Source organism: Massilia sp. BHUDP2, from assembly GCF_046236355.1.
GTDB classification, from domain to species: domain Bacteria; phylum Pseudomonadota; class Gammaproteobacteria; order Burkholderiales; family Burkholderiaceae_D; genus Telluria; species Telluria varians.
Genome location: NZ_JBJUVW010000004.1, coordinates 414,417 through 438,379, shown reverse-complemented (window position 1 = coordinate 438,379; position 23,963 = coordinate 414,417). Strand labels below are relative to the sequence as shown.

Sequence of the window (23,963 nt, the reverse complement as noted above, 5' to 3'; positions counted from 1 at the left end):
GGTCGGCTGCGGCCGGTGGCCGCAGCGTCAGGATTATTTTTTTTCGACGGGTTCCAGTGGTGGCGGGGGCGGCACATCGGCGCGCGCGGGCACGCCTGCCTTGGCCGGCGCAGGCGACGGGGCCGTGTTGGCCTGGTCGGTCTGCTGCTTTTTCGGATTGCCGAAGTCGAATTCCATGACCTGCCATTGTGGGGCGCGGATCGCGCTGCTCTGGGCGTCGCCGGGTTGGGCGTTTCCTGGTGCAACGTTGGGTTTCATGATGTAGCGGCTCTTGCCGCTTTGCACTTCCACTTCGGTGACCGAACCGTCGTTGCCCCGCTTTTCGGTGATGCGGGTGCGTTCTTTCGGCGGAATGGTGGTCGCCGGCGTGTCGCTGCCCGGCTCGATACGCTCGAGCTGGGGCGGGGTTTGCGCCGGGCGCTGTTGGGCGGGAGCCTGCTGTTGTGCCTGCGCCGCGGCCAGGCCGGTGTGCGCGATGAGGCACAGCGTCAGAAGTTTCAGGCGGGAAGATGTGCGCAACATGATGGTCACCTTGTGTCGTTTGGTTCATTGTAACAAACAGACACGCTTCCCTGTGAAAAGTGTGTGGAAGTTCGGCCAGGCCGATTCTGCGATAATGCCGGACACTTTGGCGCGGTCGCGCCGGCCTTATTTTGAGATGTCTCCCTATGGAAAATACCCTGCTGCTCGTTGACGGCTCCAGCTACCTCTACCGCGCCTACCACGCGCTGCCCGACCTGCGCAGCCCGGACGGTTTCCCGACCGGCGCCATGCACGGGATGGTCAACATGCTGCGCCGCCTGCGCGCCGACTACCCGGCCGCCTACATCGCCTGCGTGTTCGACGCCAAGGGCAAGACCTTCCGCGACGACCTCTACCCGGAATACAAGGCCACCCGCGCCTCGATGCCGGAAGACCTGGGCAAGCAGATCGAACCGATCCACGAAGTGGTGCGCCACCTCGGCTGGCCGATCCTGATGGTCGAGGGCGTCGAGGCCGACGACGTGATCGGCACCCTGGCCGTGCAGGCCGCCGCGCGCGGCATGAAGACCATCATCTCGACCGGCGACAAGGACCTGGCCCAGCTGGTCAACGACAAGGTCATGCTCGTCAATACGATGAGCAACGAGAAGCTGGACGAGGCCGGCGTGCTGGCCAAGTTCGGCGTGGCGCCGAACCGCATCATCGACTACCTCACCCTGATCGGCGACACCGTCGACAACGTCCCGGGCGTGAGCAAGTGCGGCCCGAAGACGGCGGTGAAGTGGCTGACCCTGCACGGCTCGCTCGACGGCGTGATCGAGAACGCCCATGCGATCGGCGGCGCGGTCGGCGAGAACCTGCGCGCCGCGCTCGAATGGCTGCCGAAGGGCCGCGAGCTGATCACCGTGAAAACCGACTGCGACCTGGTGAGCCACGTGGTCTCCTTCGAGGAAACCCTGGTCGGCCGTCCCGAAGACGCCGAGGCGCTGCGCGACTTCTTCCAGCGCTACGGCTTCAAGACCATGCTGCGCGACCTGGGCGGCGCAGCCCGTGCCGACGGCGCAGTGGCGCCGGCGCGCGGCGCGGGTCCCGGCGGCGCACCGCTCAATTCCCCCGAAGGGGCATCCGGCACGCTGCCCGGCATGGCCATCATCAAGGGCGAATATGAGACCATCCTCACCGACGAACAGCTGGACAAATGGCTGGCGCTGATCGACGCGGCCGAACTGACCTCGGTCGACACCGAGACCACCTCGCTCGACCCATTGACGGCCGAGATGGTCGGCATCTCGCTGTCGGTGGAGGCCGGCAAGGGCGCCTACATCCCGGTGGCGCACCGCTACGCCGGCGCGCCCGACCAGCTAGGTCGCGAGCACGTCCTGGAGCGCATGCGTTCCTGGCTGGAGAACCCGGCCAAGCCCAAGCTGGGCCAGAACCTGAAGTACGACATGCACATCTTCGAGAACCACGGCATCAAGTTGAAGGGGATCGTGCACGACACCCTGCTGCAGTCCTACGTGTTCGAGTCGCACAAGCCGCACGACATGGACACCATGGCGATGCGCCACCTCGGCTACACCACGATTCCATTCGTCGACGTGTGCGGCAAGGGCGCCAACATGATCTGCTTCGACCAGGTCGAGCTGGGCCGCGCCACCGAGTACGCCGGCGAGGATTCCGACATCACCCTGCGCCTGCACCACACCATGCTGCCGCACGTCGAGAGCGACGCCGGACTCACCCGCATCTACCGCGAGATCGAGATGCCGACCATGGAAGTGCTGCAGAAGATCGAGCGCAACGGCGTGCTGATCGACTCGGAACTGCTGGCGGTGCAGTCGGGCGAGCTGGGCGCGCGCATGCTGGAGCTGGAACAGCAGGCCTATGAACTGGCCGGTGGTCCCTTCAACCTCGGTTCGCCCAAGCAGATCGGCGAGATTTTCTTCGTCAAGCTCGGCCTGCCGGTGATCAAGAAGACCGCCACCGGCGCGCCGTCCACCGACGAAGAGGTGCTGCAGAAGCTGGCCGAGGACTACCCGCTGCCGAAGATCCTGCTCGAGCACCGCGGCATGTCCAAGCTGAAGTCGACCTATACCGACAAGCTGCCCAAGATGGTCAATCCGAAGACCGGCCGCGTGCACACCAATTATGCGCAGGCGGTGGCGATCACCGGCCGCCTGTCCTCGAACGAGCCGAACCTGCAGAATATCCCGGTGCGTAACGCGGAAGGGCGCCGCATCCGCGAAGCCTTCATCGCGCCGCCCGGCAGCGTGATCGTCTCGGCCGACTATTCGCAGATCGAGCTGCGCATCATGGCGCACATCTCGGGCGACCCGGCCATGCTGAAGGCCTTCGCCGAAGGCGAGGACATCCACCGCGCCACCGCCGCCGAGATCTTCGGCATCCCGCCCGAAGAAGTGCAGAGCGAGCAGCGCCGCTACGCCAAGGTGATCAACTTCGGCCTGATCTACGGCATGAGCGCCTTCGGCCTGGCCCAGAACCTGGGCATCGAGCGCGGCGCGGCGTCCAACTACATCGAGCGCTACTTCGCCCGCTTCGCCGGCGTGAAGCAGTACATGGACGAGACCCGCCTGCAGGCCAAGGCGCGCGGCTACGTGGAGACCGTGTTCGGGCGCCGCCTGTGGCTCCCCGAGATCAACTCGCCGAACGGCCCGCGCCGCGCCGGCGCCGAACGCGCGGCGATCAACGCGCCGATGCAGGGCACCGCGGCCGACCTGATCAAGCTGGCGATGATCGCGGTGCAGAATTGGCTGGAAACCGACAAGCTCGGCACCCGCATGATCATGCAGGTGCACGACGAACTGGTGCTCGAAGTGCCCCAAGCCGAGCTGGAACTGGTGCGCGTAAAGCTGCCGGAACTGATGGCGGGCGTGGCCACGCTGAACGTGCCGCTGGTCGCCGAGACCGGCGTGGGACCGAACTGGGAGCAAGCTCACTGAGCTTGCGCTAACAAAGGATCGACATATGCAAGAACGAAAACTGGGCCGTACCGGCGTCAAGGTTTCTGAAATCGGTTTCGGCGCCTGGGCCATCGGCGGCGCCTGGGGCGACGTCAGCATGGAAGATGCCAAGGCCGCCCTGCATGCGGCCCTGGACCAGGGCTGTACTTTCATCGATACCGCCGACGTCTACGGCGACGGCCGCTCGGAACAGATCATCGCGGAGGTGCTGGCGGAACGTGGCGGTGAAAAGCCGTTCGTTGCCACCAAGGCGGGCCGCCGCCTGGCTCCGCACATGGCGGAAGGCTATACCAAGGCGAACCTGAGCGACTTCGTGGAGCGCTCGCTGCGCAACCTGCGTGTCGATTGCCTGGACCTGGTGCAGCTGCATTGCCCGCCGCCCGCGGTGTTTTACCGGCCCGAGGTCTTCCAGGCGATGGACGAGCTGGTTGCCGAGGGCAAGGTGCGGCATTACGGCGTTTCGGTCGAAAAGGTGGAAGAGGCGCTGAAGGCCATCGAATACCCGAACATGGCGACCGTGCAGATCATCTACAACATCTTCCGCCAGCGTCCCGCCACGCTGTTCTTCGAGCAAGCGAAGAAGCGCGATATCGGCGTGATCGTGCGGGTACCGCTGGCTTCGGGACTCCTGACCGGCAAGATGAGCGCCGATACCGCATTCGCCGCCGACGACCACCGCGCCTTCAACCGCAATGGCGAGGCATTCGACAAGGGGGAAACCTTCGCCGGCGTTCCCTACCCATTGGCCTTGGAAGCGGTCGAGCACATCCGCAAGCTGGTCCCCGGCGACGCGTCGATGGCGCAATTCGCCCTGCGCTGGATCCTGATGGAAGAGGGCGTCAGCACCGTGATCCCGGGAGCCAGGAACGCCGCGCAGGCAAGGTCGAACACCGAAGCGGCCGCGCTGGCGCCGCTCGCGCCGGAAGTCATGTCCGAACTGCGTGCACTCTACCGCGAGATGATCGCGCCTCACGTTCATCATCTCTGGTAGCCGGGCTTTCGCCCAGGCCGGCACCTTCATTCGGCCAGTTGCAGGCCGTTCTCGTCGCACCAGCGCCGCAGCGCGCTGCGGGTGGCTTCCGCATGAAAACGTTCCCAGGCTTCGCCCGCGCCGCGCTCCTCCAGCAGGCGGGCGAAGCCTTCGGTGTTACGGTCGCGGAACATGTCGCGCACGGCCTCCTGCTCGTCGGCCAGGTGGGTAGCCGCAAAGCGCAGCACCAGCCCGTCTCCGATGCCGAGCGTGCCCGCGGGCGGTACGGAAACGTAGCGCGCGTCGTCGCCGGACGCCGAGGGCGTTGGCGCCTCCTCGTCCATGTACTCGTCGTTCAGGAGGTGGATCATGCCTGTTTCGCGCGACACCATGGCCGTGACCGACCCGCCGCCATCCTCGACCATCATGGCCGCTCCTTCGAGTTCATCCAGATTGACTGTTGACATGGCTAATCCTGTGCGAGTAGTCAGAGGAAGCAGTATGAAGCGCCTGCGTGCGACGGGTGCGCACGGTTAGCGGCAAAGTGAGCTTCCGTGACTTTTTCTGCGTGGCAAGGTGCTATGCTGGGTTCAACGGCCGGGCTCGGCCGTCGGCTCCCGGGAACTGAAATGCGCAAACTCATCTTGATTGGAATCGCGGCGCTCGCCATCGTCCATCCGCTCCGGGCGGCACCGGCGGCCGGCAACAGCCCATCCTCGGCCAAACCGGCTGGTGTGGCGCAAGCGGTGACGGTGACGGTCGACACCGATTCCACCAAAGCCGTGCTCGACGCGGTCCTGAACCCTGCGCTCACCATGGCGGAAGCGCTGCGCATCGCCGCCTTGCCCGGCAACCAAGGGCTGATCCGCAAGGCACGTTCCTATGGCCGGCCAGGCACGGACGAGCTGTTCGCGAAAGCGCTGGTGGCCGCGGCACAGCGCGACGATGCCGCGGAGGATCCCGGCAAGTTTCGCTTCGGGCCGGTACGCGAGCATGCTGCGCAGATCAGGGCCACCCTGGCGAAGCTGGAGGATCCCGCTTCCCATCTGCTGGCACGCGTCAAGGCCAGGATTGCCGAGTTCACCCCGTCCAGCCTCGGCGGACATGTGACGGGCTATCTGATCGTTGGCGGAACTTCGGGCGGCTTCGCCTTCGGCGGGCCGGAGTTTTTCCTCAACCTGGACAGGTTCCCGTCCGCGGCGCTCGCCGCCACGATCATGGAGCATGAGCTGTTCCACGCGATCCAGGGCATTGCCCGGGCATCGTCGCCTACGGCGGATGCCGCCTGCCTGGCGAAGATCCCGCACAGCGAGGAGCTGTCGCGGCTATTCATGTCCCTCGAGATGGAAGGCAGTGCCAGCCTGGTTGGCGATGTTTCCGCCATCCCCGCAGGAATCGACGAGGAAAGCGACAAGGTGCGCAAACAGACGCTTCGCAGGATCGACCAGGTCGGCCAGAGCATCACGCTGCTGGAGCTGTCGACCCACGGCCTGAGGACCGGGGCGCAGGTCAGCTACGGCGACATCTATGCGCTGGGCTTCTATGGCGACGAGGTGCTCTATGCCCTCGGTTACGTCATGGCCCGCGCCATCGCCTCCGAGGAAGGAAAGGGCGCGATTGCCGCGTTGACCGGACGGCCCGGCGCGCTGTTCGTGCAGCGCTACCGCAAGCTGAAAAACTACGGCAAATCGGAGGATGTTCCGGTGCTGTTTCCTGCAACATTGCAAGCTGCGGAACAGCTTGCGGCCTGTGCGGAAGGCGCGCGCTGATCGAGCGCCCCTGTCGGCATGATCGCCGCTCCGGTATCATGCGGGGATGAATGCGATTTCTTTTCAACCGTTTGTCATTGGTGTCGCCGGCGGCAGCGGCAGCGGCAAGTCAACGGTGACCCAACAAGTACTGGCCTCGTTCGGCGCCGAGATGGTGTCGGTGGTGATGCAGGACGATTACTACCGCGACCAGTCCGACCTCACCCCCGAAGTGCGCCGCAGGCAGAATTACGACCATCCGGACGCCTTCGACTGGCCTCTGCTGGTGGAGCACGTTCGGGCCCTGCGCAATGGCGAAACGATCCAGATGCCGGTGTACGACTTCACGATCGACAACCGCTCCAACCAGACCATCCCCGTCAAGCCGGCCCCGGTGATCGTCATCGAAGGCCTGTTCGCCCTGTATGACGCCGATCTGCGCGACATGATGTCGCTGAAGATCTTTGTCGACACCGCCGCCGACGTCCGCTTCATCCGCCGCATGCAGCGCGATGTGGCCGAACGCGGACGCTCGGTGGAGAGCATCGTCAACCAGTACCTGGAAACGGTACGCCCGATGCACAAGCAGTTCATCGAGCCGACCAAGCGCAATGCCGACGTCATCCTGCCGCACGGTGCGAATGGTCCGGCAGTCGATGTGATTACCACCAAGGTGGCGAGCGTCATCGGCCAGCTGAAGCGGCGTTCGACCGATCACTGACAGCCTGTTCCGTTGCATTTCGGGCAGCTAAACGCTGCTCATCTGTAAAGACTGTAAGCAACTGTTTCAAAGTGCGTAAGGTCACGTAACAGTTGCTTTTTGGAATGCTAGGATCCTTTCGAAGCTGCTTTTGGCAGACCCAAGAAAGGTAATCCATAACATGTTCCAGACCAAAGCCCGCATTGCCCTCGTCGGCGCCACCGCCCTCAGCGCCGCTGTCCTGTCCGCCTGTGGCGGCGGTGGCGGCAGCGAAGCCTCGCCCAGTACTCCCGTCAGCACCCTCGGCACCCTGGCCGTGTCGATGACCGACGACCCGGCCTGCGGCTTCGACGCCGTCAACGTCACCGTTTCGAAAGTGCGCGTACACCGCAGCGAAGGCGCGTCGGAGCTCGATACCGGCTGGACCGACATCACGGTGAACCCGGCGAAGAAGATCAACCTGCTGAACCTGAGCAACGGCGTGCTCGAAGCGCTTGGCCAGACCTCGCTCGAAGCAGGGCGCTACACCCAGCTGCGCCTGGTCTTGGACAGCAATGGCAACACCGTGGTGCCGACCGCCGGCAAGACCGAGCAGCCGCTCGAGACGCCAAGCGGCATCCAGAGCGGCATCAAGCTGGTCGGGAATGTCGAGGTGACGGCCGGCCGGAAGACCGACGTCGTGCTCGACTTCGACGCCTGCAAGTCGGTGCTCACCCGCGGCAAGGGCAGCTATGCGCTCAAGCCCGTGGTGAAGGTGGTGCCGGCGACCCTGAACGGCATCTCCGGTTTCGTCAGCACCGCACTGCTGGGCCGCAGCGTGCAGGTCTCGGCGCAGCAGAACGGCCAGATCGTCAGCGCCACCACGCCGAACCCCAGCACCGGCGAATTCGTGCTCTCGCGTCTCGCGCCGGGCAACTACGACGTCGTCATCACCGCCAACGACAGCGCGGCCAGCGTGGTGGCAGGCGTGCCGGTTGCCTCGACCAGCAGCACCACGGTCCTGAGCACCTCGGCAGCGCCGATCCTGCTGGCGCCGGGCAACACCGGTTCGATCGGCGGCACCGTGACCATGACGCCGTCCGGTACCGAAGCCGCTTACGTCTCGGCCAAGCAGAGCTTCGCGGCCGGTCCGACCGTCACCATCAAGTACCAGGGCGCCGACCTGGCCGGCGGCGCCTACACGATCGCCAGCCTGCCGGTGACGGCGCCGCAGTTCGCGACCTATACCAGCACGCTGCCGCTGGCCTTCAGCGCCAGCACCGCGGCGCCGGCCGGGAAGTACCGCGTCGAGGCGGCAGCCACCGGCTATGTCAGCAAGTCGGTCGACAACGTCGACATCGGCACCGCCAACCAGTCGAACGTCAATTTCGCATTGACTCGCTGAGCTCGACAGCAAACGTGCGCCCCTCCGGACTTTGCTAAGATAGCAAGCCTGTCCAACACAACCGGAGGGGCCACATGAAAGATCTCATTCGCGATGCCGAAAGCCTGCTGTCCGCCAGTTCCTTCAGCGAGGGCGTCGACCGCCGCGTCTTCCTGAAAGCCGCCGCGGGCGGCGGATTCGCCGTCGCCGCGCTGCCGGTGGTGGCGCAGACCCAGATCCAGACCAGTACCGAGGGCCTGGACGCCGCCGACCACATTGTCGTCGTCAACGGCCAGGACGTGCCGGTCTACCGCGCCCAGCCCAAGGACCGTACCAACCTGCCGGTGGTGCTGGTCATCTCCGAGATCTTCGGCGTCCACGAGCACATCAAGGACGTGGTGCGCCGCTTCGCCAAGGCCGGCTACCTGGCCGTGGCCCCGGACCTGTTCGTGCGCCAGGGCGACGCCACCAAGGCCCCGGACACCGGCACCCTGATGAAGACCATCATCGCCAAGGTCCCGGACGCCCAGGTCATGACCGACCTCGACACCATCGTCAAGTGGACCAAGCAGCGCGGCGGGAACACCGCCAAGCTGGGCATCACCGGTTTCTGCTGGGGCGGCCGCATCACCTGGCTGTACGCGGCGCACAACCCGGACGTCAAGGCCGGCGTGGCCTGGTATGGCCGCCTGGTGGGCGAGACCAACCCGCTGCAGCCGAAGCACCCGATCGACATCGCCCAGAACCTGAAGGTGCCGGTGCTCGGCCTGTACGGCGCCAAGGACAACGGCATCCCGCTGGATTCGGTGGAGCGCATGCGCAAGGCGCTCGACGCCGGCAACAGCCGCTCGATGATCCACGTGTACCCGAACTCGGGCCACGCCTTCCACGCCGACTACCGCCCGAGCTTCAATGCGGCCGACGCCAAGGACGGCTGGGCCAAGGCGCTGGACTGGTTCTCGAAGCACGGCGTGGCCTGATCTTGCACAGGCGCGGACCGGGCAGGGTACAATGCCCGGTTTGCTGCTCTGCGCAAGACCAGAACTAGAGGCCTCAAATCGACCCCGTCCTATCTTCCATCCTGCTGGCGACCGTGATCGCCGGCGTCGCCAGCATCACCGGCGCTGCCGTGTTTTCGTTCGCGCTGCTGTCGAAGGTGGTCGAACGGATGGTCAGCCTGTCGGTCGGCATCATGCTGGCCACCTCGTTGCTGCACGCGCTGCCGGAAGCCTTCGAATCGGGCGCCGACCCGCGCAGCCTGTTCGCCACCCTGCTGGGCGGCCTGCTGGCTTTCTTCGTGCTGGAGAAGCTGGCGATCCTGCGCCACTCGCACCACCACGAGGGCGACGGCCACCACCACGCGCACGGCCATGACGCCCACCAGGCCGGCAAATCCGGCTGGATGATCCTGCTGGGCGACGCGATGCACAACTTCACCGACGGCATCCTGATCGCCGCGGCCTTCCTCGCCAATCCGGAACTGGGCATCGTCACCGCGCTGGCCATCGTCGCCCACGAGATCCCGCAGGAGATCGGCGACTTCATCGTGCTGCTCAACGCCGGCTTCTCGCGCCTGCGCGCCTATGTCTTCAACCTGCTGTGCAGCCTGATGGCGGTGGCGGGCGGCCTGCTCGGCTACTTCACGCTGGACCAGGCCAGCGGCCTGATTCCCTACGTGCTGGTGTTCGCCTCCTCGGGCTTCATCTACATCGCGGTCAGCGACCTGATGCCGCAGATGCAGCGCCGCGCCACGGTGCGCGAATCGGTGCCGCAGGTGGCCCTGATCGCGCTCGGCGTGGCGATCGTGGTGATGCTGAACCACGCTTATTAAGCGACATCTTCCTTTCTCCTGAAGCTCGCGACTCCCCGCAAGGGGAGTGCGCATGCCCGCGTCCGCCTGTTGCGCTGCTAATGATAATGACTTATCATTACCGCAGAACTCAACAAAGGAAGCCTTGCCATGTCCACTTCGACCTTCCCCCGCACGCCGCTCGCGCTGGCGATCCTGTTTGCCTTCGGCGCCCCGCTGGCGCACGCGCAGAACGACAGCCGCCTGCAGGCCGATCCCGACACCGTCCCGACCGTGGTGGTCTCCGCCAGCGCCCTCGGCGTGGTGAGCGACGACATGATCACGCCGGTGACCTCGCTCGGCGGCGGTGAACTGGTGCGGGTGCGCGAGTCGACCCTGGGCGAGACCCTGGCCAACCAGCCGGGCATCAACTCGAGCCACTTCGGCGCGGGCGCCAGCCGCCCGGTCATCCGCGGCATGGACGGCCCGCGCGTGAAGATCCTGTCGGACGGCGCGGAAGTGCAGGACGCCTCCACCATCAGCCCCGACCACGCCGTCGGTTTCGAACCTGTCCTGGCCGAGCGCATCGAAGTGCTGCGCGGCCCGTCGGCGCTGGCCTATGGCGGCGGCGCGGTCGGCGGCGTGGTGAACATCCTGGACCGCAAGATCCCGACCCGGGTGCCGGAGAATGGTGTCGAAGGCAGCGCCGAAGTACGCGCCAATTCGGTGGCGCGCGAGAAGACCGGGGCGTTCGAGGTGACCGGCGGCAGCGGCAACTTCGCCGTCCATGCCGAGGGCGTCAAGCGCGACGCCGGCGAATACCGCGTCGGCAAGGGCTGGGATGAAGGCAAGCGCGTCCCCGGCAGCTACAAGGACACCGAGAGCGGTACCGTGGGCCTGTCCTGGGTCGGCGAGCGCGGCTACCTGGGCGCGGCCTACACCAAGGAGCGCACCGAATACGGCATTCCCGGCCACAACCATGAATTCGAAAGCTGCCATCCGCACGGTGACCACCTGCATTGCGGCGGCCACGACGACCACGATGACCACGCCGGCCACGACCACGATCACGAGCATGGCCACGAAGAGGTGCCGGTCGTGAAGCTGGACAGCGACCGCTGGGACCTGCGCGGCGAGTACCGCAACCCGTTGCCGGGCTTCGCCAAGGCGCGCCTGCGCGCCTCGCTCACCGACTACCGCCACGACGAGCTGGAAGAGGGCGTGGTCGCCACCAGTTTCATGAACAAGGCGCACGACGCCCGCGTCGAGCTGGAACACAATCCGGTCGCGGGTTGGCGCGGCGTCGTCGGCGCGCAGACCACGCGCCGCGATTTCCGTACCGAGGGCGACGAAGCCTATGTGCCGCCGACCGTCACGAAGAAGCACGCGGTGTTCGTCACCGAGGAATACAAGCTGGACAACTGGCGCTTCGAAGCCGGCGCCCGCCACGAGTGGCAGGACATCCGGGTCGACAGCGCAAGCCAGCGCGATACCGACGCACGCGGCACCTCGGTGGCGCTGGGCGCGGTCTGGAAGTTCCAGCCGCAGTACTCGCTGCGTGCCGGCATCGCCCGCAGCCACCGCCTGCCGACTTCGGAAGAACTGTATGCGGACGGCGTGCACCTGGCCACCGCGACCTACGAGATCGGCAACCAGAACCTGGGCAAGGAGACCTCGAACAACATCGACCTCACCCTGCGCAAGTTCGAAGGCAACACGACCTTCTCGCTGAGCGCCTTCCACAACCGCGTCGACAACTACATCTACGCGCATACCCTGGACAACCACGAAGGCTTCCAGCTGGTCGAGTACACCCAGCGCGACGCCACCTTCACCGGCCTGGAAGGGGAGCTGCGCCACAAGTTCTCGAAGGTCGTGGAAGGCACGCTGTTCGGCGACTACGTGCGCGCCCGCTTCGATGGCGCTAGCGAAGGCAGCCGCAACATCCCGCGCATTCCGGCGCACCGCATCGGCGTGCGCCTGAATGCGGACTGGCAGGCCTGGCACGGCATGGCCGAGCTGGTCCGCGTCGGCAAGCAGGACAAGGTGGCGGATTTCGAAGGGACGACCGGCGGCTATAACATGCTCAATCTTGGCACCCACTACACCACCCGCATCGGCGGCGTGCCGGCCCAGCTCTACGCCCGCATCAACAACCTGACGAACGAACTGGCCTTCAGCCATACCTCCTTCATCAAGGAAGCGGCGCCGCTGCCTGGCCGTAACATCACCGCCGGACTGCGATTCATCTTCTGATGAAAACCCTGATCCGGTTCGCCGACTACGCCGGCATGGCGGCGTCGGCCCTGTGCCTGGTGCACTGCCTGGCGATGCCGCTCCTGATCGCGGCATTTCCTCTGCTGGGTCTGGGCGGGGAGCACCATGCGCTGCACGATGCCTTGCTGCTGGGCGTGACGGTGCCGGTGCTGCTGGCGCTGGTGCCGGGCTACCTCAAGCACCGCGATCCGGTTGCCTTGTCACTGGGGCTGGTGGGGCTGGTCACCTTCCTGCTGGCGGTGTTCGTCGTCGGGCCGCAGCTGGGGGACATGGCGGAGACGGTGGCGGCGGTGCTGAGCAGCGTGCTGCTGCTGGGGGCGCACCTGCGCAACCACCGTTATTGCAAGGATTGCCGTAGTTCGTAGGGGCTCAGCGTGAACGGCAGGCGCTGCACAAGCCGTACAGCGTCAGCTCGTGCGATTCGAGCACGAAGCCCTCCGGCGTCAGCTTCTGCATGTCGCCCGGACAGGCGTGCACCTCGTACACCTTGTCGCACGAGCGGCAATGGAAGTGGTGATGGTGGCCGTGCCCGGCGATCTCGTAGCGGTCGCCCCCGCCCGGCAGGGACACCGTGGTGATCTCGCCCGCTTCCAGCATCGACTTGATGTTGCGGTAGATGGTCGCCATGCCGATGCCGGGCACCACGGCCTGGGCCTGCTCGAGGATTTCCTGCGGCGCTAGCGGACGCCCGGCGTCTTCCATGCACTGGTGGATTGCCTTGCGCTGGCGCGTATTGCGTTGTTCCATGGCGGCTTACTTTTTCGCGCGCAGCGATTCGAGTTCGGCGCGCAGGGCGCTGCGCTCGGCGTAGGACTTGTCCAGCTGCGCGCGCAGGGTCTTCACTTCGTTCTCGAAGTTGTCGCGTGCGGTGGTGGCGCCCACCAGTTCCATCTCGGCGGCCAGGCGCGCGTCCGATTCGCTTGCCTGGGCCGCGACATTGCGCTCGAGCTGGGCGCGCAGGTCGGCCAGTTGCCGGTCCTTGCCGTCGATCGCCAGCTGGTCCTTGGCCTTGCTCACCAGCGCCTCGGTGGCGACCTGGCGCGCGTCGCGCAGTTCCGCCGTCAGGCGTTCGATCTCGGCCTGGTGTTCGCTGGAGGCTGCCAGGGCCTGGTCGCGTGCGGCTTCGAGCTCGGCGCCGGTCTCGCGCAGGGCGGCCGCATCGGCTTCGAGGGCGGCCAGCGCGTCGCGCACCGGCGCGGCGGTCTGCTCGGCCACCTGCTGCACCCAGCCGCTCAGGGCGGCGGCTACCGCTTCGGGAATCTCCAGCGCCGGGGCGCCTGCGTTCATCTTGTCTTCGTTCGACATTGCTGCGTGCTCTTTCGTTGCTGCTTTTTTCATCAGGATGGCTCCCGGCTCAAGCCTCGCCTTTGGCAACAGGGCGGCCGGTATCGTTCTTGCCGTCGCCCACCCATTCGCTCCACGACCCCGGATACAGCGCCGCCCCCGGCATGCCGGCGACTTCCAGCGCCAGCAGGTTGTGGCAGGCGGTGACCCCCGAGCCGCACTGCATGATGGCCCGTGCCGGGTCGTCGACCAGCGGCGCGAATTCGTCCCGCAGCGTGGCCGCATCCTTGAAACGGCCGTCCGCCTGCAGGTTGTCCTTGAAGAAGCGGTTGCGGGCGCCCGGGATATGGCCGCCGATCGGGTCGATGGTCTCGTTCTCGCCGCGGAAGCGGTCGGAGGCGCGTGCATCGATGACGATACGTTCGCCCTTGTCCACGTTCTCCATGACATCCGCCACGGTCACGGTCGGCACGAAGGGCGCGCGGACCGTGATGCTGCCGCGCGGCTTCGATACGACATCAAGCGTGAGCGGCTTGCCGATCGCCTGCCAGGCCGCCATGCCGCCGTCCAGCACCGCCACCGCCTCGTGGCCGAGCCAGCGCATCAGCCACCACAGGCGCGCGGCGAACATGCCGCCGTGGGCGTCGTAGGCCACGACCTGGGAGTCGTCGTCGATACCCCAGCCGCGCAGGGTTTCAAGCAGCGCTTCTTTTTCCGGCAAGGGGTGGCGGCCGCGGAACACGCCGTCCGGGCCGTGCTTGGCGCCCGACAGCTGGGTGTCGATGTCGCCGAAGACCGCGCCCGGCAGGTGGCCGGCGGCGTAGCCTTCGCGGCCGGCCGCCAGGTTCATCAGGTCGTGGCGGCAGTCGACCACCACCCAGTTGGGATTGTCGATGTGCGCGGCCAGGTCTTGCGCCGAAATCAGTGTCGTATACATGTCGCTCCTCAAGTCTCGCTGGCGATCGGATCGGTGTCCTTGACCACGGCGCCCTTGGCCGTGCTGCGTGTATTGTAGAACGTCGCGGCGATGCCGGATGCAAGGATCACGGCGATGCCCAGCCAGACGTGCCAGTCGAAGCTGTCGCTCCACAGGGCCAGGCCCCACAGGCTGGAAAACACGATGCCCGTGTACTGCAGGTTGGCCACCACCAGCACCTTGCCGACGCGGTAGGCGCGCGTCATCGCGATCTGGGCCAGCAGGCCGAAGATGCCGACCGCCAGCAGCAGGGCGCCGCTGTACAGGGTATGGCTCTGGAACACGGCGCCCGGACCGGCCCCGCTGTCGCCCGCCAGCGTGCCGAACAGGCCGGCAATGGTGGTGCTGAGCGAGAAGTAGAACACCACGCGGTATTCGGGTTCGCCCATCTGGCCGAGTCTGCGCACCTGCATGTAGGCCGCCGCCGAGATCAGCGACGAGGCGATGCCTGCCAGGCCACCGATCCACTGCTTGGTTTCGATCGCCGGCTGCAGCACCAGGGTCACGCCGAAGAAGCTCATGGCGATCGCCAGCACCAGCGGCCATTCGGGCAGCTTGGTGCCGCTCCACCAGCCGTGCGCGAACATCCAGGCCGCGATCCAGATCGGCGCCATGTAGTTGAGCGTGACCGCGGTGGCCAGCGGCAGGCGCGAAATGGCGAAGAACCACAGCCATAGCGAGACGACGCCGACGACGCTGCGCCAGACGTGGGCTGCCACAAAAGGAGTCTTGAAGGTGCCGCCTTGGTGGCGCACCGCCACCAGCAGCACCAGCGTGCCGATGAGGCCGCGGTACATCAGGAGTTCGGAGGTGGAGTAGAACTCGGAGGCCAGCTTCACGCCCGCGCCCATGGCGGCGAACGCGAAGCTGGCGAACAGCATCCAGAGTGAAGCCATTACATTACCGGTAATTACAGCTCAAGTTTGCTTCGGTACCACTCGTGGAAGTGCTGCATCCCGTCTTCCATCGGCGACTGGTAAGGGCCGACTTCGTTGACGCCGCGCTCGAGAAGGATCTTGCGGCCGGCATCCATGCGCAGCGCGATCTCGTCGTCCTCGACCGCGGTTTCCATGTAGGCGGCGCGTTCGGCCTCGACGAATTCGCGCTCGAACAGCACGAACTCTTCCGGGTAGTAGAACTCGACCACGTTGCGGGTCTTCTGCGGGCCGATCGGCCACAGGGTCGATACCACCAGCACGTTCGGATACCACTCGACCATGATGTTCGGGTACAGGGTCAGCCAGATGGCGCCGTACTTCGGCGGCTGGCCGTTGTTGAACTTCAGGACCTGTTCCTGCCACTTCTTGTAGGCCGGCGAACCCGCCTTCTGCAGCGCGCGGTTCACGCCCACGGTCTGGACGCTGTAGTCGCGGCCGAATTCCCACTTCAGGTCGTCGCACGAGACGAAGTTGCCCAGGCCCGGGTGGAAGGGCTCGACGTGGTAATCCTCCAGGTAGACCTCGATGAAGGTCTTCCAGTTGTAGTCGCACTCGTGGATTTCGACGTGGTCGAACATGTAGCCGCTGAAGTCGAGGTCCTTGGTGACCTCCATGTTCTTCAGCTTCTCCATGACGTCGTAGCCGTTCTGCTCGAACAGCAGGCCGTTCCAGTTCTGCAGCGGCGTCTTCGACAGGTTCAGGCAGGGCGTCTCCGGGAAGTGCGGAGCGCCGATCAGCTGGCCTTTCAGGTCGTAGGTCCAGCGGTGCAGCGGGCAGACGATGGTGTTCGCATTGCCGCGGCCATTGAACATCAGCGCCTGGCGGTGACGGCAGACGTTGGACAGCACTTCGATGCCGCCCGCGTTGCGGACCAGCATGCGGCCTTCGTTTTCGGATGCAAGTGTCGCGAAATCGCCTACCTCAGGCACCATCAATTCGTGGCCGACGTAGCGTGGGCCCTTGTGAAACAGCTGCTGCAGCTCGCGCTGCATCAGCGCATCGTCAAAGTAGACGTTTACCGGAAGCTGAGCGCACGAGCGCGCCAGCTTGGCGTGGGTAGCCAGATCGGACATCCCAACCCCCCTTTAATTTAACAGTACCAAAGAAGAGAAAGAATCCAAAGACCAGTATCTTGGAATGAGGATTACGGTATTTCGGACAGAACCGAAGATTATACCTCGGAAACAAGCTCAGGGGTCAGGGCCCATCGCGTGCGAGAGACGAAACCGCGCAAATAAGTAGTTGAATAATCACGGGTTTCATTGGGAGCAGGCGCAATCGCAGCAGAAGATTCAATTACAGCAAGTTGCGTTCGATGCAATGTGCGCCCCTTGAGGGGAAGGATTGGACTAAAATACGCGATTGGACTGTCCCATGGCGCACCCTTGCGCCGTCCCCTATTACATAGCTATGGCAAATATGACAAACGGCGCGCCGCCGGAATCCTTCGAGGGCGCGATGGCCGAGCTGGCCCAGCTCGTGTCGCAGATGGAATCCGGCCAGCTTCCGCTCGAAGCCTCGGTGGCCGCCTATGCGCGCGGCTCCGAGCTGGTGAAGTATTGCGCGGCCCAGCTGGAAAAGGTCGAGTCCCAGGTCAAGGTGCTCGAAGGCGACATGCTCAAGCCCTTCTCGGCCGAAGGCGAGGGCGAGCAATGACGCAGCCATTCCAGGACTGGATGCAGCAGGTGCAGCAGGACGTCGAGCATGCGCTCGAGACCTTCCTGCCGGCTGCCACCACCATCCCGCACAAGCTCCACGAAGCGATGCGCTACACCACGCTGGGCGGCGGCAAGCGCATCCGTCCGCTGCTGGCCTATGGCAGCGGCGCCCTGTTCGGCGGCGACGTCGACGCGCTGGCGCGCGTGGCCGGTGCCGTCGAGATGATCCACGTGTACTCGCTGGTGCACGACGACATGCCCTGCATGGACGACGACGACCTGCGCCGCGGCAAGCCGACCGTGCACGTCGCCTACGACGAAGCGACCGCGCTGCTGGTCGGCGACGCGCTGCAGGCCCAGGCTTTCGAGACCCTGGCCGGCATCGCTACCGTGCCGCCCGCGCGCCAGGTCCTGATGCTGCGCCTGCTGGCCGAGGCGGCGGGCTCGAGCGGCATGTGCGGCGGCCAGGCAATCGACCTTGACAGCGTCGGCCTGGCGCTTCAGCGCGAGGAACTGGAGCGCATGCACCAGCTCAAAACCGGAGCCATGCTGCGCGTTTCGGTGATCCTGGGCGCGCTTGCCGGCCGTGATTTGTCGCCCACCGAACTGGAAGCATTGAACGCCTATTCGAAGGCGATCGGCCTGGCTTTCCAGGTGGTGGACGACGTGCTGGATGCGACGGCCGATTCGGCCACGCTGGGCAAGACCGCGGGCAAGGACGCGGCCGACAACAAGCCGACCTATGTGTCGATCCTTGGGCTGGACCAATCGAAGGAACTGGCCGAGCAATTGCGGCGTGAAGCGCACGATGCGCTGGCGCCATTCGGAGAACAAGCACTGCGGCTGCGCGAACTCGCGGACCTCATCGTGCAGCGGAAGGCATAAATGAACCTGCTAGAGACCATCAACGACCCCGCGGACCTGCGCAAGCTGCCGCGCACGCAACTGACCCCGCTCGCCACCGAGCTGCGCCAGTTCCTGCTCGACTCGGTGTCGAAGACCGGCGGCCACCTGTCCTCGAACCTGGGCACCGTGGAACTGACCATCGCGCTGCACTACGTCTACAACACCCCGCACGACCGCATCGTGTGGGACGTGGGCCACCAGACCTATTCGCACAAGATCCTCACCGGCCGCCGCGGCCGCATGCCCAGCCTGCGCCAGCTGAACGGCCTGTCGGGCTTCCCGAAGCGCGACGAAAGCATCTACGACACCTTCGGCACCGCGCACTCGTCGACCTCGATCTCTGCTGCTTTGGGGATGGCCCAGGCGGCCAAGCTGAAAGGCGAAGACCGCCACGCGATCGCCGTGATCGGCGACGGCTCCATGACCGCCGGCATGGCCTTCGAAGCCCTGAACAATGCGGGCGTCGAGGAAGACTGCAACCTGCTGGTGGTCCTGAACGACAACGACATGTCGATCTCGCCGCCGGTGGGCGCGCTCAACCGCTACCTGGCGCGCCTGATGAGCGGCCAGTTCTATGCCGCGGCCAAGAACGTGGGCAAAAGCGTCCTGCCGGGTCCGGTGCTGGATCTGGCTCGCAAGCTCGAGGAACACGCCAAGGGCATGGTGGTTCCGGCCACCATGTTCGAGGAGTTCGGCTTCAACTACATCGGCCCGATCGACGGCCATGACCTGGATTCCCTGATCCCGACCCTGGAGAACATCAAGAAGCTCAAGGGCCCGCAGTTCCTGCACGTGGTGACGAAAAAAGGGCAGGGCTACAAGCTGGCCGAGGCCGAGCCGATCCTGTACCACGGCACCGGCAAGTTCAACCCGACGGAAGGCATCAAGCCGGCCACTGCGCCGAGCAAGATCACCTATACCGAAGTGTTCGGCAACTGGCTGTGCGACATGGCGGCCGTCGACAAGCGCCTGGTCGGCATCACGCCGGCGATGCGCGAAGGCTCGGGCATGGTGCGCTTCCATCAGCAGTATCCGGAGCGCTACTTCGACGTCGGCATCGCCGAGCAGCATTCGGTGACTTTCGGCGCCGGCATGGCCACCGAAGGTTTGAAACCGGTCGTGGCGATCTACTCGACCTTCCTGCAGCGCGGCTACGACCAGCTGATCCATGACGTGGCCCTGCAGAACCTGGACGTGACCTTCGCGCTCGACCGCGCAGGCCTGGTGGGCGCCGACGGCGCCACCCACGCCGGCAACTACGACCTGGCCTACCTGCGCTGCATCCCGAACATGGTCGTCATGGCCGCCTCGGACGAGAACGAATGCCGCCAGATGCTGACCACCGCCTACCACTACCCGGGTCCGGCCGCGGTGCGCTATCCGCGCGGCGCCGGCGTCGGCGCGGCGATCCAGGAAGAGCTGAGCTCGATCGAGATCGGCAAGGGCGAGGTGCGTCGTGAAGGCAAGGGCATCGCCATCCTGGCCTTCGGTTCGATGGTGGCGCCGAGCATCGCCGCCGGCGAAGAGCTGAACGCCACGGTCGCCAATATGCGCTTCGTGAAGCCGCTCGACGTGGAACTGGTCAAGCGCCTGGCGAAGGAGCACGACTACCTGGTGACGGTGGAAGAGGGTTGCGTGATGGGCGGCGCGGGCAGCGCGGTGATGGAAGCGCTGGCGGCGGAAGGGATTGCCAAGCCGGTGCTCAATCTCGGCTTGCCGGACAAGTTCATCGACCAGGGGGACCCGGCGGCGCTGCTGGCGTCGGTGGGGCTGGATGCCAAGGGCATTGCGGCGTCGATTCGTCAGCGGTTTGCGGCTGGCGAGCCGCGCCTGGTCGTCAACAACACCTGATTACCGTAGGGTGGGCGGCTATGCCGCCCACGCGGCGATAGTTATCGGCTCCGTTATCGCACCCGATGATCTAGCTGCAAGCTATCACCGCGTGGGCGTAGTTCAGGCCACTGACCTGAACTACCCTGCCCACCCTACGAACCACCAAACAGTGCTTCGGCCCTCTGGAACAAAATCCACGAGGTCGCAATATACTTGTCCCCGCTCCGCGACACATGCCCCTTGTGGGTATGCGTGAACCCCGCCGGCGCAATGATCAAGCGCCCCTTGCGCGCCTCGACCTTGCGCCCCTGGTACAGGAACTCGGTCTCCCCGCCATCGGCCACGTCGTTCAAATAAAACTGCCACAGCAGCACCCGGTGCAGGGTTTCGCAGCTGGCGTTCTGCGGATAGATCTCGGAATGCCAGTGGTGGTAGCCCCCGGTCCCTTGCAGGTACTTCTGCAGGTTGACGTTCCCGACCCGGTAGATCGACTGCATCAGCGCCACCACGTTCGGCGTGCCGAACTCGTCGAAATTACCAAGTGACAGCGTCACCGGTTCGCCCGTCTGCGGATGCGCCACCTGCGGGGACAGCGCGCCGATCAGGAGCATGCGGTACTTGTCCATGTACTGCGCCAGGTGGCGCGCCATGGTCTGCGTCAGCAGGGCGCCGACGTCGTCCCATTCCGCATGCCCGTTGATGGTCAGGTCGTAGCTGTCCTTCTTGCTGACGTCCACGCCGTTGCCGGTGCGGCCGCGCGCGACCTTGCCGCTGGCGTCGAAGCGCGCGCGGATCGCGTCGCACTGCTCGGCGGTGAGGGCATTGTCGTAGATGCCGATGAAGTCTTCCATACGCCGGTTTCCTGCCTCAACCGCGCTTGCGCTCGTGCTGCCACAGCACGTCGCTGCCGCCGGCGAAGCGGTTCAGCACGCGCGCCAGCACGAACATCAGGTCGGACAGGCGGTTCACGTACTGGCGCGGATGCGGGCGGATCTGCTCGGCGTGCGACAGCGCCACGATGCTGCGCTCGGCGCGGCGGCAGACGGTGCGGCACACGTGGGCGAGGGAAGCAGCGCGCGAGCCGGCCGGCAGAATGAATTCCTTCAGCACCGGCAGGTCGGCGTTGTACTTCTCGAGCAGGCCGTCCAGGCGCGCCACGTGCTCGTCCTTGATCATCTCGTAGCCCGGGATGCACAGCTCGCCGCCCAGGTCGAACAGGTCGTGCTGGATCGAGATGAGTTCCTCGCGCAGGTCGCCCGGCATCTCTTCGCACAGCAGCAGGCCCACGAAGGAGTTGAGCTCGTCCACTTCGCCGAGCGAATGGATGCGTGCGCTGTCCTTGCCGGTGCGGCTGCCGTCGCCCAGGCCGGTGGTGCCGTCGTCGCCCGTGCGGGTGGCGATTTTGGAAAGTCGATTGCCCATGATGCAGCCTTATGCAATATAGTAAAAAAACGATAGGGCGAGCATACGATAAAACGCAGCGCTTGTGCCCCGCTTGTGCCTGAAATTGCCTACAATTCAACCATGAGCGCCATACAATCCACTCTCGCCGGAAGGCGCGACCAGGTCGCGGCAAGCCTGCGTGCGCGCCTGCCTGACGGCTGCGTCCTGTCCGACCCCGAAGACACCCGTCCCTACGAATGCGACGGCCTGGCGGCCTATCGCCAGCTGCCGATGATCGTCACCCTGCCCACCAGCGAAGAGCAGGTGCTGGCGATCCTGAACACCTGCCGCGAGCTCGGCGTGCCGATCGTGCCGCGTGGCGCCGGCACCGGTCTCTCGGGCGGCGCGCTGCCGATCGCGGACGGAGTCGTGATCTCGACCGCGCGATTGAACCGCATCGTGCGCCTGGACCCGTACGCGCGCACCGCCGTGGTCCAGCCGGGCGTGCGCAACCTCGCCATCTCCGACGCAGCCTTTCAACACGGCCTGTACTACGCGCCCGATCCCTCGTCGCAGATCGCCTGCACCATCGGCGGCAACGTGGCCGAGAACTCGGGCGGGGTGCATTGCCTGAAATACGGCCTGACGGTGCACAACGTGCTGCGCGTGCGCGTGGCCACCATCGAAGGCGAGATCATCGAACTCGGCAGCGAAGCGCTGGATGCGCCCGGCCTGGACCTGCTGGCCGTGTTCATCGGCTCGGAAGGCATGCTGGGCATCGTCACCGAGGTGACCGTGAAACTGGTGCCGAAACCTGCGGTGGCCCAGGTCGTCATGGCTTCGTTTGATGACGTCATCACCGCCGGCAATGCGGTGGCCAGCATCATCGCCGCCGGCATCATCCCGGCCGGGCTGGAGATGATGGACCGCACCTCGGTGCGCATGGTCGAGCCTTTCGTGCGTGCCGGTTACGATACCGACGCGGCCGCCATCCTGCTGTGCGAGGCCGACGGCACCGCACTGGAAGTGGCGGAAGAAATCGAACGCATGAAGGCGGTCTTCGAAGGCGCCGGCGCCACGGCGATTGCCGTCTCGCAGAGCGAGGCCGAACGCATGCGTTTCTGGTCCGGCCGCAAGAACGCCTTCCCGGCGGCAGGGCGCATCTCGCCGGACTATTACTGCATGGACGGCACCATTCCGCGCAAGCAGCTGGCGCGCGTATTGAAGGGCATCGAGGAAATGGAAACGACCTTCGGCCTGCGCTGTTCGAACGTGTTCCATGCGGGCGACGGCAACATGCATCCCCTGATCCTGTTCGATGCGAACCAGCCGGGCGAGTTCGATCGCGCCGAAGCTTTCGGGGCGGCGATCCTCGCGCTGTGCGTCGAGGTGGGCGGCACCATCACCGGCGAACACGGCGTGGGCATGGAGAAGATCAACTCCATGTGCGTGCAGTTCGGCCGCAAGGAGCTCGACGCCTTTTTTGAAGTCAAGCGCGCCTTCGATGCACCCATGCTGCTCAATCCGGACAAGGCCATCCCGACCCCGCACCGCTGCGCCGAATTCGGCAAGATGCACGTGCATGGCGGCGAGCTGCCGTTCCCCGACCTCCCGCGCTTTTAACACATGCAATCGATCGAACAATTCCAGCAACGGGTGCGCGCCGCCGCAGCCGACAAGACGCCGCTGCGCATCCGTGGCGGCGGCAGCAAGGACTGGTACGGCCAGCGCCTGGAGGGCGAGATCCTCGACACGCGCGGCTATGCCGGCATTGTCGACTACGAGCCGACCGAACTGGTGATCACGGCGCGCTGCGGCGCGCCGCTCGCCGAAATCGAAGCGGTGCTGGCCGAACGCAACCAGATGCTGGCCTTCGAGCCGCCGCACTTCGGCGAGGGGGCTACCCTGGGCGGCGCCATCGCCGCCGGCCTGGCCGGCCCGCGCCGCGCCGCCAGCGGCGGCGTGCGCGATTTCGTGTTGGGCGCGAAGCTGCTGGACGGGAAGGGCGATGTGCTCACCTTCGGCGGCCAGGTGATGAAGAACGTGGCCGGCTACGACGTCTCGCGCATGCTGGCCGGTTCGCTCGGCACCCTCGGCCTGCTGCTGGAAGTGTCGGTCAAGGTCTTGCCCAAGCCCTTTGCCGAAACCACGCTGTGCCTGGAACTGTCCGAGGTCGAGGCCATCCGCAAGCTGAACGAATGGGGCGGCCAGCCGCTGCCGCTGTCCGCCAGCTGCTGGCACAACGGCAGCTTGTGGCTGCGCCTGTCGGGCGCCCAGGCCGCGGTGGATGCGGCCGTGCGCCTGATCGGCGGCGAGACCATGCCCAACCCGGCATGCTTCTGGGAAGAGCTGCGCGAACAGCGCTTGCCCTTCTTCGGCGGCGAGGAGGCATTGTGGCGCCTGTCGCTGCCCTCCACGACGGATACGCTCAAGCTCGGCGGCGTGCAGCTGATCGAGTGGGGCGGCGCCCAGCGCTGGCTGCGTAGCGACCGCGATGCCGCCACGATCCGCGCTACGGTATCCGCCGCCGGCGGCCACGCGACCCTGTTCCGTGGCGGCGACAAATCCGTGGGCGTGTTCCAGCCCTTGCAGCCGGCGGTCGCGCGCATCCACGAACGCCTGAAGAATTCCTTCGATCCGGCGCACATCTTCAATCCGGGACGACTGTACTGAT

The 23,963-nt window shown here is 65.7% G+C and carries 23 protein-coding genes; 14 read left to right on the top strand and 9 right to left on the bottom strand.

Annotation, left to right across the window (positions count from 1 at the left end):
* Positions 1-33: 33 nt before the first annotated feature.
* Positions 34-522, bottom strand: coding sequence for a hypothetical protein (locus ACK6C6_RS23555; protein ID WP_409269718.1), 489 nt, complete (start codon positions 520-522; stop codon positions 34-36).
* Between the two features lie 146 nt (positions 523-668).
* Here ACK6C6_RS23555 and polA point away from each other — a divergent pair, with 146 nt between their 5' ends.
* Complete coding sequence (gene polA / locus ACK6C6_RS23550) at positions 669-3,443, top strand: DNA polymerase I (protein WP_409269576.1); 2,775 nt, start codon at positions 669-671, stop codon at positions 3,441-3,443.
* 25 nt (positions 3,444-3,468) lie between these two features.
* Positions 3,469-4,455 (top strand): aldo/keto reductase, encoded by a 987-nt coding sequence (locus ACK6C6_RS23545; protein WP_409269575.1) that lies wholly within the window; start codon positions 3,469-3,471, stop codon positions 4,453-4,455.
* 26 nt (positions 4,456-4,481) lie between these two features.
* Here the strand turns inward: ACK6C6_RS23545 and ACK6C6_RS23540 are convergent, their stop codons facing one another.
* Positions 4,482-4,901, bottom strand: coding sequence for a hypothetical protein (locus tag ACK6C6_RS23540; protein ID WP_409269573.1), 420 nt, complete (start codon positions 4,899-4,901; stop codon positions 4,482-4,484).
* Between the two features lie 162 nt (positions 4,902-5,063).
* On the opposite strand from ACK6C6_RS23540, the gene ACK6C6_RS23535 reads away from it, so the two are divergent.
* The 7 genes from ACK6C6_RS23535 to ACK6C6_RS23505 all read left to right on the top strand — a co-directional run bounded on the left by ACK6C6_RS23535 (position 5,064) and on the right by ACK6C6_RS23505 (position 12,676).
* Positions 5,064-6,203 carry a DUF5700 domain-containing putative Zn-dependent protease gene (locus tag ACK6C6_RS23535; RefSeq protein ID WP_409269572.1) on the top strand — a complete coding sequence of 380 codons (1,140 nt, stop codon included), beginning with the start codon at positions 5,064-5,066 and terminating at the stop codon, positions 6,201-6,203.
* A gap of 46 nt (positions 6,204-6,249) precedes the next feature.
* Positions 6,250-6,903 (top strand): uridine kinase, encoded by a 654-nt coding sequence (udk, locus tag ACK6C6_RS23530; protein ID WP_409269571.1) that lies wholly within the window; start codon positions 6,250-6,252, stop codon positions 6,901-6,903.
* A gap of 160 nt (positions 6,904-7,063) precedes the next feature.
* Entirely contained in the window at positions 7,064-8,266 is a 1,203-nt protein-coding gene (locus ACK6C6_RS23525; protein ID WP_409269570.1) for a DUF4382 domain-containing protein, read from the top strand.
* A gap of 74 nt (positions 8,267-8,340) precedes the next feature.
* Positions 8,341-9,225 (top strand): dienelactone hydrolase family protein, encoded by an 885-nt coding sequence (locus ACK6C6_RS23520; protein ID WP_409269569.1) that lies wholly within the window; start codon positions 8,341-8,343, stop codon positions 9,223-9,225.
* A 113-nt stretch (positions 9,226-9,338) separates the two neighbouring features.
* Positions 9,339-10,076 (top strand): ZIP family metal transporter, encoded by a 738-nt coding sequence (locus ACK6C6_RS23515; protein WP_229413098.1) that lies wholly within the window; start codon positions 9,339-9,341, stop codon positions 10,074-10,076.
* A gap of 129 nt (positions 10,077-10,205) precedes the next feature.
* Positions 10,206-12,290: a TonB-dependent receptor domain-containing protein gene (locus ACK6C6_RS23510; RefSeq protein WP_409269566.1), complete on the top strand. Its 2,085-nt coding sequence runs from the start codon at positions 10,206-10,208 to the stop codon at positions 12,288-12,290.
* Positions 12,290-12,676, top strand: coding sequence for a MerC domain-containing protein (locus ACK6C6_RS23505; protein WP_409269565.1), 387 nt, complete (start codon positions 12,290-12,292; stop codon positions 12,674-12,676). Before ACK6C6_RS23510 ends, ACK6C6_RS23505 begins: the two co-directional genes overlap by 1 nt.
* Before the next feature lie 4 nt (positions 12,677-12,680).
* Here ACK6C6_RS23505 and ACK6C6_RS23500 read toward each other — a convergent pair whose 3' ends face one another.
* Genes ACK6C6_RS23500 through ACK6C6_RS23480 form a run of 5 tightly spaced genes read right to left on the bottom strand, consistent with a single transcriptional unit; the run spans position 12,681 to position 16,582 of the window.
* Positions 12,681-13,058, bottom strand: a complete 378-nt coding sequence (locus ACK6C6_RS23500) for a Fur family transcriptional regulator (RefSeq protein WP_027865755.1) — start codon at positions 13,056-13,058, stop codon at positions 12,681-12,683.
* 6 nt (positions 13,059-13,064) lie between these two features.
* Positions 13,065-13,649 (bottom strand): hypothetical protein, encoded by a 585-nt coding sequence (locus ACK6C6_RS23495; protein WP_209589589.1) that lies wholly within the window; start codon positions 13,647-13,649, stop codon positions 13,065-13,067.
* 16 nt (positions 13,650-13,665) lie between these two features.
* The gene (locus ACK6C6_RS23490; RefSeq protein WP_409269563.1) at positions 13,666-14,532 is read right to left on the bottom strand and encodes a sulfurtransferase; all 867 of its coding nucleotides are present in this window, start codon (positions 14,530-14,532) and stop codon (positions 13,666-13,668) included.
* Positions 14,533-14,540: 8 nt separating this feature from the next.
* Positions 14,541-15,467 carry a DMT family transporter gene (locus tag ACK6C6_RS23485; RefSeq protein ID WP_409269562.1) on the bottom strand — a complete coding sequence of 309 codons (927 nt, stop codon included), beginning with the start codon at positions 15,465-15,467 and terminating at the stop codon, positions 14,541-14,543.
* 14 nt (positions 15,468-15,481) lie between these two features.
* Positions 15,482-16,582, bottom strand: a complete 1,101-nt coding sequence (locus ACK6C6_RS23480) for an aromatic ring-hydroxylating dioxygenase subunit alpha (protein ID WP_292038076.1) — start codon at positions 16,580-16,582, stop codon at positions 15,482-15,484.
* Positions 16,583-16,919: 337 nt separating this feature from the next.
* On the opposite strand from ACK6C6_RS23480, the gene ACK6C6_RS23475 reads away from it, so the two are divergent.
* The 3 genes from ACK6C6_RS23475 to dxs are packed head-to-tail and all read left to right on the top strand — an operon-like array spanning position 16,920 to position 19,924.
* Entirely contained in the window at positions 16,920-17,165 is a 246-nt protein-coding gene (locus ACK6C6_RS23475; RefSeq protein ID WP_027865751.1) for an exodeoxyribonuclease VII small subunit, read from the top strand.
* The gene (locus ACK6C6_RS23470) at positions 17,162-18,052 is read left to right on the top strand and encodes a polyprenyl synthetase family protein (protein WP_409269561.1); all 891 of its coding nucleotides are present in this window, start codon (positions 17,162-17,164) and stop codon (positions 18,050-18,052) included. Before ACK6C6_RS23475 ends, ACK6C6_RS23470 begins: the two co-directional genes overlap by 4 nt.
* Entirely contained in the window at positions 18,053-19,924 is a 1,872-nt protein-coding gene (dxs, locus tag ACK6C6_RS23465; RefSeq protein ID WP_209589583.1) for a 1-deoxy-D-xylulose-5-phosphate synthase, read from the top strand.
* 134 nt (positions 19,925-20,058) lie between these two features.
* On the opposite strand, the gene ACK6C6_RS23460 is transcribed toward dxs, so the two are convergent.
* Complete coding sequence (locus ACK6C6_RS23460; RefSeq protein WP_409269560.1) at positions 20,059-20,757, bottom strand: 2OG-Fe(II) oxygenase; 699 nt, start codon at positions 20,755-20,757, stop codon at positions 20,059-20,061.
* Positions 20,758-20,773: 16 nt separating this feature from the next.
* Entirely contained in the window at positions 20,774-21,328 is a 555-nt protein-coding gene (locus ACK6C6_RS23455) for a cob(I)yrinic acid a,c-diamide adenosyltransferase (protein WP_027865747.1), read from the bottom strand.
* A 102-nt stretch (positions 21,329-21,430) separates the two neighbouring features.
* Between ACK6C6_RS23455 and ACK6C6_RS23450 the strand changes: the two genes are divergently transcribed.
* Positions 21,431-22,912, top strand: a complete 1,482-nt coding sequence (locus ACK6C6_RS23450) for an FAD-linked oxidase C-terminal domain-containing protein (protein WP_409269558.1) — start codon at positions 21,431-21,433, stop codon at positions 22,910-22,912.
* 3 nt (positions 22,913-22,915) lie between these two features.
* Positions 22,916-23,962, top strand: a complete 1,047-nt coding sequence (glcE, locus tag ACK6C6_RS23445; protein ID WP_409269557.1) for a glycolate oxidase subunit GlcE — start codon at positions 22,916-22,918, stop codon at positions 23,960-23,962.
* Position 23,963 lies beyond the last annotated feature (1 nt).

Excerpts from the sequence above, each read along its gene's own strand:
- ACK6C6_RS23555 (WP_409269718.1), bottom strand. The coding sequence starts at position 522 with ATGTTGCGCACATCTTCCCGCCTGAAACTTCTGACGCTGTGCCTCATC.
- polA (WP_409269576.1), top strand. The coding sequence starts at position 669 with ATGGAAAATACCCTGCTGCTCGTTGACGGCTCCAGCTACCTCTACCGC.
- ACK6C6_RS23545 (WP_409269575.1), top strand. The coding sequence starts at position 3,469 with ATGCAAGAACGAAAACTGGGCCGTACCGGCGTCAAGGTTTCTGAAATC.
- ACK6C6_RS23540 (WP_409269573.1), bottom strand. The coding sequence starts at position 4,901 with ATGTCAACAGTCAATCTGGATGAACTCGAAGGAGCGGCCATGATGGTC.
- ACK6C6_RS23535 (WP_409269572.1), top strand. The coding sequence starts at position 5,064 with ATGCGCAAACTCATCTTGATTGGAATCGCGGCGCTCGCCATCGTCCAT.
- udk (WP_409269571.1), top strand. The coding sequence starts at position 6,250 with ATGAATGCGATTTCTTTTCAACCGTTTGTCATTGGTGTCGCCGGCGGC.
- ACK6C6_RS23525 (WP_409269570.1), top strand. The coding sequence starts at position 7,064 with ATGTTCCAGACCAAAGCCCGCATTGCCCTCGTCGGCGCCACCGCCCTC.
- ACK6C6_RS23520 (WP_409269569.1), top strand. The coding sequence starts at position 8,341 with ATGAAAGATCTCATTCGCGATGCCGAAAGCCTGCTGTCCGCCAGTTCC.
- ACK6C6_RS23510 (WP_409269566.1), top strand. The coding sequence starts at position 10,206 with ATGTCCACTTCGACCTTCCCCCGCACGCCGCTCGCGCTGGCGATCCTG.
- ACK6C6_RS23505 (WP_409269565.1), top strand. The coding sequence starts at position 12,290 with ATGAAAACCCTGATCCGGTTCGCCGACTACGCCGGCATGGCGGCGTCG.
- ACK6C6_RS23500 (WP_027865755.1), bottom strand. The coding sequence starts at position 13,058 with ATGGAACAACGCAATACGCGCCAGCGCAAGGCAATCCACCAGTGCATG.
- ACK6C6_RS23495 (WP_209589589.1), bottom strand. The coding sequence starts at position 13,649 with ATGAAAAAAGCAGCAACGAAAGAGCACGCAGCAATGTCGAACGAAGAC.
- ACK6C6_RS23490 (WP_409269563.1), bottom strand. The coding sequence starts at position 14,532 with ATGTATACGACACTGATTTCGGCGCAAGACCTGGCCGCGCACATCGAC.
- ACK6C6_RS23485 (WP_409269562.1), bottom strand. The coding sequence starts at position 15,467 with ATGGCTTCACTCTGGATGCTGTTCGCCAGCTTCGCGTTCGCCGCCATG.
- ACK6C6_RS23480 (WP_292038076.1), bottom strand. The coding sequence starts at position 16,582 with ATGTCCGATCTGGCTACCCACGCCAAGCTGGCGCGCTCGTGCGCTCAG.
- ACK6C6_RS23475 (WP_027865751.1), top strand. The coding sequence starts at position 16,920 with ATGGCAAATATGACAAACGGCGCGCCGCCGGAATCCTTCGAGGGCGCG.
- ACK6C6_RS23470 (WP_409269561.1), top strand. The coding sequence starts at position 17,162 with ATGACGCAGCCATTCCAGGACTGGATGCAGCAGGTGCAGCAGGACGTC.
- dxs (WP_209589583.1), top strand. The coding sequence starts at position 18,053 with ATGAACCTGCTAGAGACCATCAACGACCCCGCGGACCTGCGCAAGCTG.
- ACK6C6_RS23460 (WP_409269560.1), bottom strand. The coding sequence starts at position 20,757 with ATGGAAGACTTCATCGGCATCTACGACAATGCCCTCACCGCCGAGCAG.
- ACK6C6_RS23455 (WP_027865747.1), bottom strand. The coding sequence starts at position 21,328 with ATGGGCAATCGACTTTCCAAAATCGCCACCCGCACGGGCGACGACGGC.
- ACK6C6_RS23450 (WP_409269558.1), top strand. The coding sequence starts at position 21,431 with ATGAGCGCCATACAATCCACTCTCGCCGGAAGGCGCGACCAGGTCGCG.
- glcE (WP_409269557.1), top strand. The coding sequence starts at position 22,916 with ATGCAATCGATCGAACAATTCCAGCAACGGGTGCGCGCCGCCGCAGCC.